General features: G+C 63.4%; 12 protein-coding genes. 4 read left to right on the top strand and 8 right to left on the bottom strand.

What is annotated here, in order from left to right:
• Positions 1-72: 72 nt before the first annotated feature.
• Genes ACN50D_RS19725 through ACN50D_RS19705 form a run of 5 tightly spaced genes read right to left on the bottom strand, consistent with a single transcriptional unit; the run spans position 73 to position 4,632 of the window.
• Positions 73-483, bottom strand: a complete 411-nt coding sequence (locus ACN50D_RS19725; RefSeq protein ID WP_007734269.1) for a nuclear transport factor 2 family protein — start codon at positions 481-483, stop codon at positions 73-75.
• 9 nt (positions 484-492) lie between these two features.
• Positions 493-1,356 carry a TIGR03619 family F420-dependent LLM class oxidoreductase gene (locus ACN50D_RS19720; protein ID WP_019746978.1) on the bottom strand — a complete coding sequence of 288 codons (864 nt, stop codon included), beginning with the start codon at positions 1,354-1,356 and terminating at the stop codon, positions 493-495.
• A 36-nt stretch (positions 1,357-1,392) separates the two neighbouring features.
• Positions 1,393-2,574 carry a thiolase domain-containing protein gene (locus ACN50D_RS19715; RefSeq protein WP_007734272.1) on the bottom strand — a complete coding sequence of 394 codons (1,182 nt, stop codon included), beginning with the start codon at positions 2,572-2,574 and terminating at the stop codon, positions 1,393-1,395.
• Entirely contained in the window at positions 2,574-3,644 is a 1,071-nt protein-coding gene (locus ACN50D_RS19710) for a thiolase domain-containing protein (protein ID WP_007734273.1), read from the bottom strand. Before ACN50D_RS19710 ends, ACN50D_RS19715 begins: the two co-directional genes overlap by 1 nt.
• A gap of 10 nt (positions 3,645-3,654) precedes the next feature.
• Positions 3,655-4,632, bottom strand: coding sequence for a Zn-ribbon domain-containing OB-fold protein (locus tag ACN50D_RS19705; RefSeq protein ID WP_019746979.1), 978 nt, complete (start codon positions 4,630-4,632; stop codon positions 3,655-3,657).
• A 73-nt stretch (positions 4,633-4,705) separates the two neighbouring features.
• Between ACN50D_RS19705 and ACN50D_RS19700 the strand changes: the two genes are divergently transcribed.
• Positions 4,706-5,743 (top strand): LLM class F420-dependent oxidoreductase, encoded by a 1,038-nt coding sequence (locus ACN50D_RS19700; RefSeq protein ID WP_019746980.1) that lies wholly within the window; start codon positions 4,706-4,708, stop codon positions 5,741-5,743.
• Between the two features lie 173 nt (positions 5,744-5,916).
• Entirely contained in the window at positions 5,917-6,891 is a 975-nt protein-coding gene (locus tag ACN50D_RS19695) for a hypothetical protein (protein ID WP_042920440.1), read from the top strand.
• A gap of 137 nt (positions 6,892-7,028) precedes the next feature.
• Here ACN50D_RS19695 and ACN50D_RS19690 read toward each other — a convergent pair whose 3' ends face one another.
• On the bottom strand, positions 7,029-7,853 hold the full coding sequence (locus tag ACN50D_RS19690) for a crotonase/enoyl-CoA hydratase family protein (protein WP_007734275.1): 825 nt from the start codon (positions 7,851-7,853) through the stop codon (positions 7,029-7,031).
• 79 nt (positions 7,854-7,932) lie between these two features.
• Between ACN50D_RS19690 and ACN50D_RS19685 the strand changes: the two genes are divergently transcribed.
• Entirely contained in the window at positions 7,933-9,606 is a 1,674-nt protein-coding gene (locus ACN50D_RS19685) for an acyl-CoA synthetase (protein WP_039973409.1), read from the top strand.
• On the top strand, positions 9,606-10,721 hold the full coding sequence (locus tag ACN50D_RS19680; RefSeq protein WP_116057216.1) for an NAD(P)H-dependent flavin oxidoreductase: 1,116 nt from the start codon (positions 9,606-9,608) through the stop codon (positions 10,719-10,721). Before ACN50D_RS19685 ends, ACN50D_RS19680 begins: the two co-directional genes overlap by 1 nt.
• A gap of 54 nt (positions 10,722-10,775) precedes the next feature.
• On the opposite strand, the gene ACN50D_RS19675 is transcribed toward ACN50D_RS19680, so the two are convergent.
• On the bottom strand, positions 10,776-10,931 hold the full coding sequence (locus ACN50D_RS19675) for a hypothetical protein (RefSeq protein WP_003945810.1): 156 nt from the start codon (positions 10,929-10,931) through the stop codon (positions 10,776-10,778).
• A gap of 67 nt (positions 10,932-10,998) precedes the next feature.
• Complete coding sequence (locus ACN50D_RS19670) at positions 10,999-11,736, bottom strand: FadR/GntR family transcriptional regulator (protein WP_050655749.1); 738 nt, start codon at positions 11,734-11,736, stop codon at positions 10,999-11,001.
• Positions 11,737-11,749 lie beyond the last annotated feature (13 nt).

Here is an 11,749-nt window from a genome sequence, read left to right as displayed (position 1 = left end):
CCCCCCCACACCCCCCCCCCCCCCCCCCCCCCCCCCCCCCCCCCCCCCCCCCCGCGCTCGTACTGTGGGTTCTCAGGCTTTGCGTGCCGTCTTCATTGCACGGTCCACTTCCCAGAATGCTCGAAGCGACGCGATCTTGCCGTCGTCGTTCACGCGATAGACGAACACGCCCTCGGCGTCGATGATCGAGCCGCCGATGGTGGTCCGGATCTTGCCGATGTTGACGTTCTCGTTGCCGCACACCAGTGAATCGTCGATCAGAAATTCGAGCTTGTCCGCGTTCGCGATCGTCATGTCGTAGAACTTGGAGATCGCTTCGCGCCCGTGATGGCCTTTGCCTTCGGGATCGAAGCCCGAAGGCCCGACCGGATCCTCCACCCAACCGTCCTCGGCGAAGAGGTCCAGCCAGGCTTCCTTGTTCTTGCCACTCGCTGCGGCGCGCGAAGCGTTACCCGCGACGCGGGCGGGGTGTTCGTCGGTCATCGCGGCTCCTCAGTTGATGTACTGCTCGGCGAATTTGCGCATCGAATCCTGCTTTGCCTCCAGTGGGGCATCGAATCCGATTCCGTCGAAAACCCAAGGCACGGTGATGATGTCCGTGACGCCGGCATCTTCGAGCTCTGCGTAACCGTCCTTGCCGAAACGGTCGATGCACACCGTCTGGATTTCGAACGGCTCGTTCTCGCGGCCGTACTCGGCGCGCAGTTCGCGTAGTCGTGCGATCACACCCACCAGGTCGTCGAACTTGATCATCGCCGAGGTCCAACCGTCGCCGACTCGCGCAGCACGCTTGAGTGCGACCTCGGTGTGGCCGCCGACGTAGAACGGAACCGGCTTGGTGGGGGCCGGGCTCATCTGCAGGCGATCGAAATCGAAGAACTCACCGTGATACTCGACCATGCCGCCGCCGAGGATCAGTTTGAGGACGTCGATCATCTCGTCCACACGTGCGCCCCGACGCTTGTACGGAGCGCCGCACCACTCGAACTCTTCCGGAGCCCAACCGATTCCGACGCCGAAGCCGAAACGGTTGTTCGTCAATGCGGCCACGGAACCGACCTGCCGCGCGAGCAGGACGGGATTGCGGCTACCCAGCTTGAGCACCTGGGTGTAGAACTCGATCTTCTCGGTCACCGCGCCCATTGCAGCCGCGGCGATGAGCGGATCGACCCAGGGGGTCTCGGCATTCCACATCCGAGACCCGTCCGGGGTGTACGGGTAATCCGCCGCCTGCGTTTCCATGAAGAACAGTGAATCGGGGAGAGCGATCGACGAAAAGCCGCATTCCTCGGCAGTTTTGGCGATACCGGCTAACTGGTCCAAGGGGTTCATGGCAACCCCGACGGTGTACTTCATCTTCGGCCTCTTCCTGATCGGCGTGTGTGCTGCTGCTTACGTGGTGGGACGTTCGGAGCCGACGACCCACATCGAGAAGTACTGCGAGCCACCGCCGTAGGCATGGCCGAGAGCCTTGCGAGCATCGGCTACCTGGTGATCGCCGGCGCGGTGCATGACCTGCATCGCCGACTCGGCAAAACGGATCATGCCCGAGGCGCCGATCGGGTTGGAGGAGAGAACACCGCCCGAGGCATTGACCGGGAGCTTGCCGCCGATCGCGGTTTCACCCGCCTCGGTGAGCTTCCAGCCCTGGCCTTCCTCCGCGAAGCCGAGGTTCTCGAGCCACATCGGCTCGAACCACGAGAACGGGACATAGATTTCGGCGCAGTCGATCTCGTTGAGCGGATCGGTGATTCCCGCTGACTTCCACAGTGCTGCTGCAGCGTCACGGCCGGCCTGCGGATTGACCTGATCGCGTCCGGCATAGAAGGTCGGCTCGGTGCGCATCGCCGTCGCGTGGATCCACGCGACCGAACGACCCTCGGCCTCGACCTGTGCGGCCGCTTCCTCGTTGCCGATCACCAGAGCGCACGCGCCATCCGAGGACGGGCAGGTCTCGTCGTAGCGGATCGGATCCCAGAGCATCTGAGATGCCTGTACCGATTCGAGAGTGATGTCCGGCTGCCGCAAGTGCGCATACGGATTGAGGCTGCCGTTGAGTCGATCCTTCACAGCGACGAGGTAGCCGATGTGCTCCGGTGCGCCCGATCGACGAATGTACGAACGGACGTGCGGCGCGAAGTATCCACCGGCACCGGCGCCGACGGGCATGTTGAACGGAACCGGTACGGACAGCGCCCACATGGCGTTCGACTCGGACTGCTTCTCCCAGGAAACCGTCAGAACCCGCTTGTGGACACCGGATTTGACCAGGCTGGAGGCGACGATAGCTGTCGAACCGCCCACCGATCCGGCAGTGTGAACACGCAGCAACGGCTTTCCGTTTGCGCCCAGAGCATCCGACATGGCGAGTTCGGGCATCATCGAACCCTCGAACAGGTCGGGGGCCTTTCCGATGACGACGGCGTCGATGTCGTCCCAGCCGACGTTGGCGTCGAGCATCGCGGCGTCGATGGCTTCACGAACCAAGCCCGCCATCGAGACATCGTGACGCTTTGCGACGTAGTGAGTTTGGCCGGTGCCGAGCACGGCCGCGAGTTGAGGCGTTCCGGCCATCAGTTCCGTCCCTCCAAGACTGCTACCAGGTTCTGCTGCAGCACAGGGCCGCTTGTTGCATGGGCCAGAGCGCGATTCGCCTGGCCGTCGAAGATTGCCTTGGCGGCGTGGCCGATTCGTTCCAGACCACCGGCGAACAGTGGGTTGCCGCTGAGCGGACCGCCGGACGGATTGATCGTGGTGGCGTCGGTCAGGCCGATCGCTTCCTTCAAGATCAATTCCTGGTGAGTGAACGGTGCGTGCAGTTCGGCGACGTCGATGTTGCCGACCTCGCCGCCCGTTGCCGCCTTGGCTGCGGACGTAGTGGACGGTGAGGTGGTCAGGTCACGTGCACCCAGGTTGGGGGAGTCGATGCGATGCTCGAGTCCGGTGATCCACGCCGGCCGCTCGCAGAGATCGCGGGCGCGGTTACCCGAGGCCAGGACGATTGCTGCCGCGCCGTCGGTGATGGGCGCACAATCGTGTGCGCGCAACGGATCTGCGAGGAAGGGGCTGGCGAGAAGGGCCTCGATGTCGACCTCGCCTGCGAGCTGAGCCTTCGGATTGCTCAGCGCGTGACGACGGCTACGAGCGGCAACCTCCGCCATGTCCTCGTGCGTCCACTTACCCGCGTCGAGTCCGAGTCGGGCTTGAAGTCCGGCGATCGAGACGGAGTCCGGCCACAGCGGAGTGACGAGGTACGGATCGAGCTGCATGGACAGGATCTTGCGCAGGTGCCCGGCGGAGGACTTGCCGAATCCGTACACCAGCGCGGTCTCGACCTCACCGGTCAAGATCTTGATCCACGCTTCGTAGAAGGCCCACGCGGCGTCCATCTCGACGTGAGATTCGTTGATCGGCGGGACCGCTCCGATGGAGTCGATGGCCGAGATGAAGGAGAACGCTCGTCCGGCCAGGTAGTCGGAAGATCCGGAGCACCAGAAGCCGATGTCTGACTTGGTAATTCCCAGATCGCTGTAGAGCTGCTGGAAGCACGGGACGAGCATCTCGACGCCGTTGGTGGTGCCGTTGGTTTCGCGGACGTGGGGTGCCTGAGCAAAGCCCACGACTGCGATGTCTGCAGAAGTCATTTCAGGAGCCTCACAGGTGGTGTTGGAAGGTGGAGTACTCGGCGTCGGGTTCACCTGTCGGCCGGAAGTATTCGATGTTCTCGAGGGTGTAACCCCACTCTTCGCGAGGCTTCCACTTGGCTTCGACGCGCATGCCCATGCGTACGTCCGCGGCATCACATTCGAGAATCAAGTGCAGGAACGGAATGTCGGCCCCGTCGAGAAGCACGTAGGCGGCCACGTAGGGCGGTTTGATTCGCTGCCCGAGGAACGGGACGTTGACGATGCAGAAGGTGGTGACGATTCCCTTGTCCGGCAATTCGATCTGCTCGCTCGTCGGCTTCCCGTTGGTGGGATTCGCGCCGCGCGGTGGGATGTAGATCTTGTCTTCGGGTCCGCTGCGACCACCGATCAGCTTGCCTTCTGCGAGACCGCGGAGGTAGAAACTCTCCTCGGCCGAAGCGGAATGCATGAAGTGCAGATCGACAGGCGTCGTGATCATGGTGACAGGATCGGCGCTGGAATCGACTGTCGCGATTCCATTTTCGCTCTCACCTGGTTCGAAGCACTCGATGTCCTTGATCTGCCCGATCCGCTCCGACGCCCAGCGAGCACGAACCCGCAGGCCGGTGCTGATGTCGTCGGGGGAGTCGACGTCGACTGCGTGGAGCATGGACGTGTCCGCGCCGTCGAGCTTGATCAGGGCCCACGCGAAAGGCTTCGTCAGTGGTTGACCCTCGATGGGTTCGGGCATCCACGTCCAACTCACGACCGTTCCGCCGTCGGAGACTCCGACGAAGTCGGTCAGTGGTTCGGCCGTGTCCGGATCGAATTCCGGTGGCGGCACGAAGACACGACCGTTCGACCCACGTGCGCCGATCACCTTGCGATCACGCAGGGCAGTCACGAACGCGCCGATGGTCGGTCCCGTCGATCTGGTGTAGTCGAAATGGAGATTCAATGGTGCGCTCAGGGGCTTGTCGGCCACCCCGCTCTTTCCGATGGTCACAAGATCGAGTAGAACAGGTTCTAGAGATTGTGGCAAGAGTCACTTCTGATCACCGGCAATGTGGAGGCCTGCGATGAAGCTTGGGTTGCAACTCGGATACTGGGGCGCACAGCCGCCGGCAAACGCCCCGGAACTGATCGAGGCCGCGGAAGGCGCGGGATTCGACGCGGTCTTCGCGGCGGAGTCGTGGGGCTCGGACGCGTTCACCCCGCTCGCCTGGTGGGGATCGCGCACCGAGAACGTCCGTCTCGGCACCTCCGTCGTACAGATTTCGGCGCGAACACCGACCAGCTGTGCCATGCACGCGCTCACTCTCGATCACCTCAACGGTGGGCGAACGATCCTCGGGCTCGGCGTATCCGGACCGCAGGTCGTCGAAGGTTGGTACGGCCAGCCGTTCGAGAAGCCGCTCGCGCGCACCCGCGAATACGTCTCGATCGTGCGCCAGGTCCTCGCCCGTGAAGCGCCCGTCACCAGCCCCGGCCCCCACTACCCTCTGCCGTATGCGGGACCGGGCAGTTCGGGACTTGGCAAGCCGCTCAAGCCCATTACGCACCCGCTGCGTGCGGACATCCCGATCTGGCTCGGCGCCGAAGGGCCGAAGAACGTCGCGCTCGCCGGTGAAATCGCCGACGGCTGGCTGGCGATCTACTACACCCCGCGCCTGGCCCCGATGTACAACAAGTGGCTCGACGAAGGGTTCGCGCGCGCCGGGGCCCGTCGTAGTCGCGAAGACTTCGAGGTGGCCGCCACGTGCCAGGTCATCGTGACCGACGATCGCGCCGCTGCCATCGCTGCTCTCAAGCCGATGACCGCCCTCTACGTGGGCGGAATGGGCGCCCCGGAGTTGAACTTTCACGCGCAGGTCTACAAGCGGATGGGCTACGAGAAGGAGGTCGACGAGATCGGTCGCCTCTTCATGTCGGGCCGCAAGGACGAAGCTGCTGCCGTCGTCCCCGACGAGATGGTCACCGAGACCATGATCATCGGCAACGTCGACGAGGTGCGCGCAGACGTGAAGCGTTGGGAGGAAGCCGGAGTCACGATGCTGCTGGTGACCTGCCGCGACGCCGACCATGTGCGAGAGCTCGCGGCCGCGGTGGGTGGTTGAGCGGGGCACCCCCCCCATTTTCGAGCGGTACCCCCCCTTTTTCGAGCGAACGGCACGTTCAGCGCATCTGAGGCGCTGAACGTACCTTTCGCTCGCCCAAAGTTATCCACAGGCGCACCGAAACCCCAGTTCGCCGCCGGGGCCCGCGCTGATGCTCGAGTCATGCTGCAACCATGCGGCGAGGAACGTGGGGCGATGATCTGGACGCGATTTACCGCGTCAGTCGAAGCGGAGTGATCCGAACGGCGGAGTTGGCGCGATTGGGCGTGTCCAACTCCGCAGTGCACACCCGGTGTCGGGTAGGTGGACCGTGGCAGCGCATATTGCCGGGGGTCATTCTGCTCAGAAACGGTCAACCGACGCCACGTCAACGCTCGATCGCTGCGCTCATGTTGAGCGGTGACGATTCCCTGCTGACCGGGCGATCAGCCATGTCGGAGTACGGATATCGAACGCACTCGGGGGATGTGCAGGTGCTCATCCCCATCGACCGTCGAGTTCAATCGGTTGGGTTCGTCACGGTGGAGCGCACTGTTCGACTGCCCGAGCCGGAGATTCGGAACGGTCTGCGCTGTGCTCCGCTGCCGCGAGCGTTACTCGACGCTGCGAGGCGGTACAAGGCGCTCGATCCCACACGGGCACTCATCGCTGAGGCTGTTCAGCGCGGCGATGTCTCGGTGCGCGAACTTGCGAAGGAACTCGAAGCGGGTAGCAGTCGGGGTTCCGCGCTACCTCGGGTCGTGTTGCGCGAAGTGAACGCGAACGTCCACTCGGTTCCGGAGGTTCACGCGCGAAAATTGTGGCAGCGGAGCGGGCTGCCGGAAATGTTGTTCAACCATGAGATCCGGGATGCCAACGGGGACTTCATCGCAGTTCCGGACGGATGGATCGATTCGGTTGCCTTCGCGTGGGACATCGACTCCTTGGAATGGCATGCCGCGCCGACGGACTACAAGCGCACGGTGGAGCGTCGGACGCGTATGCAGAATGCGGGAATCATCGTGTTGCCGACGGTGCCCAGTGCACTGCGAACGGACCCTGATCGCGTGATCGAGGACCTGCGTGCGCACTACAGATTGGCGCAGTCACGTCCCCGGCCGCAGGTGTTCGCGAGGTCGAGATGGGTGAAATTGGACGAAACCGGCTGAGCGAAAGTGCCTTTCGGCGCACTGAAGGCGCCGAAAGGTACGTTCGCTCGAAAAGGGGGTGGGTGGGACCGAGAGCGGACAGGAAAGGGGGCTCAGCCGGGGGTCGGTCAGACGGGGGTGGCTCAGACAGGGGTGGGTCAGACACCCTTGAACTGGGGCGCCCGCTTCTCACCGAAAGCCCGCGGGCCCTCCTTGGCGTCGGCGCTCATGAACACCTTCATGCCCAGCTGTGCGTCGATCTGGAAGGCCTCTTCCTCGTGCATGCCCTCGGTGTCGCGGATGGTCTTGAGAATCGCCTGCACGGCGAGAGGGCCGTTTGCACTGATCAGGTCCGCGAGCTCCAGCGCCTTGTCGAGGGCCTGGCCGTCCGGGACCACGTGGCCGATGAGCCCGATCTCCTTGGCCTCCGGAGCCTTGATGTGACGACCGGTGAGCAGGATGTCCGCCGCGATCGTGTACGGAATCTGTCGCACCAGGCGCACTGCGGAACCGCCGAGCGGGAAGAGCCCCCACTTGGCTTCGGAGACGCCGAACTTGGCGCTCTCACCCGCGACGCGGATGTCGGTGCCCTGCAGGATTTCGGTTCCGCCGGCGATAGCTGCACCCTCGACGGCGGCGATCAGTGGCTTGGTCAACCGACGACCCTTGAGGAGGCCTTCGATCTTGGACATGTCGACGCCACCGCCCGCGAAGGAATCTCCCGGCGGCTTGGCGGACATGTTCTTGAGGTCGGCGCCGGCGCAGAAGTCGCCGCCCGCACCGGTGAGGATGGCGACACGAATTTCGGGGTCGTTGTCGACCTGATCCCAGGCGTCGACCATGATCGCCATCATCTCGCCGGTGATGGCGTTCTTACGCTCGGGGCGATTCATGGTCACGATGAGAACGTGGCCACGCTTCTCCACGAGGCAATGCGGCGCGGTTTCCGAAATGTCTGATTTTTCGGTCGTCGAAGTGGACACTGATGGCTCCTGGCGGGTCTGTGAGCTGGCTCTCAAATTGGGTCTTGCCAGAAACGGTAACACGTTCTACTTTGAACTCGTGGCCCTTAACATCGCAGACTTCGTAGAGCACGCAATCGACCTCGTTCCGGACCGCGTTGCGCTGGTCTCGGACAACCGCGAGATGACTTATGCACAGTTGGAGGACCGAGCAAACCGCCTCGGTCACTACCTGCGTGAACATGGCGTTCAGCCGGGTGACAAGGTCGGCATCTACTGCCGGAACGTCATCGAGGCGATCGAGGCCATGGTCGCGGTCTTCAAGATCCGGGCCGTGATGGTGAACATCAACTACCGGTACGTCGAGAACGAGTTGCAGTACATCTTCGACAACTCCGACATGGTTGCGCTCATTCACGAGCGCCGCTACTCGGACAAGGTCGCGAACGTCCTGCCGAACACTCCCAAGGTCAAGTCCGTCATCGTGGTCGAGGACGGCACCGATCTGGACTTCAGTGCTTTCGGCATCGGCTACGAGGACGCACTCGCGCAGAGTTCGGGTGAGCGTGATTTCGAAGAGCGCAGCAACGACGACATCTTCATGCTCTACACGGGCGGCACCACCGGAAGTCCCAAGGGCGTCATGTGGCGTCACGAGGACTGGTGGCGTGTTCTCGGCGGAGGCATCAACTTCGTCACCGGAGTTCCGGTCGAGGACGAGTACGAGATGGCGAAGGTCGGCGCAGCCAACCCGAGCATGATCCGCTACCCGATCCCCCCGATGATTCACGGCGGTTCGCAGTCGGCGGTATTCCACAGCCTCTTCGGCGGTGGAACCTGTTTGATGCACCCGGAATTCGACGCCCACGAGGTGTGGCAGAACATCGACAAGCACAAGGTCAACCTGATCTTCATCACGGGTGACGCGATGGGCCGTCCGATGCTCGACGCACTCATCGCCGGAAACCCGGAGACCGGTGAGCCGTACGATCTTTCGACGCTCTACGTGATGGCCAGCAGTGCTGCACTCTTCTCGCCGAGTATCCAGGAGCAGTTCCTCGAACTGTTGCCCAACCGCCTGCTGACGGACTCCATCGGAGCATCCGAGACCGGCTTCGGTGGACTCGCCGTGCTGAGCAAGGGCCAGAAGCACACTGGCGGTCCGACGGTCAAGATCGACGCCTCCACAACGGTTCTCGACGACGACGGCAACGAGGTCGAACCCGGATCGGGCAAGCGCGGCATGCTCGCTCGCAAGGGCAACATCCCGCTCGGCTACTACAAGGACGAGGTCAAGACGGCCGAAACCTTCCGCACCATCAACGGCGTTCGCTACTCGATCCCCGGCGACTATGCGCAGGTCGAAGCCGACGGCACGGTCACGATGCTCGGCCGCGGTTCGGTGTCGATCAACAGCGGCGGCGAGAAGGTGTACCCGGAAGAGGTCGAGGGCGCTTTGAAGGCGCACCCGGACATCTTCGACGTCCTGGTGGTCGGTATCCCCGACGAGCGCTTCGGCCAGCGCGTTGCCGCAGTGGTCCAGGTACGCGAAGGCACGTCGCCGACGCTGCACGACATCGCCACCGCAGCACGCAAAGAGATTGCCGGATACAAGGTTCCGCGCAGCGTGTGGTTCGTGGACCAGATCAAGCGCAACCCGGCAGGCAAGCCCGACTACCGCTGGGCGAAGGCCGAAACGGAATCGCGCGAGGCCGATGATCACAACGGAAACGGCGCTCCTGTGGCGTCCGCAAACGAAAGCGTGGAAGCCTGATGCGTTCGGATCTCGCCGACAAGTTCGGCATCGAATACCCGATTTTCGGATTCACTCCTTCCGAGCACGTCGCGGCCGCGATCAGCCGCGCGGGAGGTCTGGGCGTGCTCGGTTGCGTCCGGTTCAACGACCCGGAAGAGCTCGAAGCCGCACTGACGTGGATGGACGAGAACACCGACGGTAAGCCGTACGGCGTCGACATCGTCATGCCGGCCAAGGTGCCGACCGAGGGCGGCGCCGTCGATCTCGACAAGCTGATTCCGGAGGAGCACCGCGCCTTCGTCAACCGCACGCTCGACGAGCTCGGTGTGCCGCCGCTTTCCGACGACGTCGAGCATGCGACCGGCGTACTGGGATGGCTTCACTCGGTGGCGCGGTCACACGTCGATGTTGCTCTGGGACACCGGATTGCGTTGATTGCGAATGCACTGGGATCACCGCCGAAGGACGTCATCGATCAGGCACACGAGAAGGGCGTACCGGTAGCAGCGCTGGCCGGCGCCGTCGAGCATGCACGTCGTCACGTCGAGAACGGTGTCGACATCGTGATCGCGCAGGGCTACGAGGCCGGCGGTCACACCGGCGAAATCGCATCGATGGTTCTCGTTCCGGAAATCGTTGATGCACTCGGTGATTCAGCTGCCGTACTGGCTGCCGGCGGTATAGGCAGCGGCCGTCAGGTGGCTGCCGCACTTGCACTCGGTGCGTCCGGAGTGTGGATGGGCTCGTACTGGCTCACCACGTCCGAATACAAACTCGGCAGTGCATCGGGCGAGGGCCCGTCCGCTATTCAGCGTGCACTGTTGGGCGCGACGTCGGCCGACACCGTTCGTTCGCGCATCTACTCGGGTAAGCCCGCTCGGTTGCTCAAGACCAAGTGGACGGAAGCCTGGTCGAACCCGGAAGCACCGGCGCCCTTGCCGATGCCGCTGCAGAACCTTCTGGTCAGCGACGCTCATCAGAGAATCGCTGCATCGGAGAACCCGGAAGTTGTGGCAATGCCCGTCGGTCAGATCGTGGGACGGATGAACGAGATCCGCCCGGTCGCCGAGGTCATGGCAGAGCTGGTGTCCGGGTTCGAGGACGCGCGAACCCGACTGGATTCGATGAAGTAGTAGATGACACGTGCGTGTGCCCTCGGCCGAGTTTCGGCCGAGGGCACACGTCGTTCAGCCGGCGAGGTCGTCCGGTCCGACGGTGTCCGACAACCATTCTCCGCGGCTGAGGGCGCCGTCGTCGCGGCGGCGTGCGATCACGAAAATGACCAGGGCGGCAGCGAGGACAACTGCGAGAACGCGCGAAGGCGTCAGGTTCGGGTTCTTCATACCTGTAATTTTGCCGGAAGAACGGGCGCGATGGTGAGCCAGCGGAGCAAAATCACGTGTTTCGAAATTACTGCGCTTCGGACGCATGGAGACTCGCGATCCGCTCGCGCAGGCCACCGAAGTGCACATCGAGAGTGTGCGCCGCCTCGACTGCATCACCCGTACGGATCGCGTCGAGAATCGCACGGTGCTTCGACGCGATGTCGATCAGTGGCGTATCCGAATGCCCGATGGCCTGCTGTATCTCGCTGTACACCTGCCAGAAGACGTCCATCAACTGACCGAGGACCTGGTTGTCGAGAGGGGAGTACAGGCGGGAGTGGAAGGTCGCATCGATGTCGGAGAAGTTCTTCCCGGCAGCGGCACGGACCTCCATGCCGGTGACGAGTTCGTCGAGGTCGGCGTGGTCGGCCGACGTCATCTCGGCCATCGCCGCACCGATCAGTCCGGTCTCGAGTGCCTGACGAATGTCGACCAGTTCCATCGCCTCGTGCCCGGTGCCCTGCAAGGACAACCGGCCACGGAAGGTCAGGCCGTCGGCGAGAGCGTCGAAGTTGCTAGGGGCGACGAACATTCCGAAGCCGTGACGGATCTCGACGACGCCCAAGGCCTGCAGAACCTTGAGCGCCTCCCGGAGCGTGTTTCGGCCGATACCCAATTCCTCGGACAGTTCGGCCTCGGTGGGCATCGGGTCGCCGGGGGAGAGCCTGCGTTCGAGGATCAAGTTCATGATGTCCGTCTGAAGTGCGCGCATGCGGTTTTGCGCGCTGAAACGAGCGCCCTGTGTGCCACTCCGGACAGACATCGATTCCCCTTTT

The sequence above is a fragment of the Rhodococcus sp. SB1D genome (assembly GCF_048573875.1).
Taxonomy (GTDB): Bacteria; Actinomycetota; Actinomycetes; order Mycobacteriales; family Mycobacteriaceae; genus Rhodococcus_F; species Rhodococcus_F qingshengii.
Note: the sequence above shows the minus strand (reverse complement) of the source record. Positions and strands in the feature narration are given on the sequence as shown.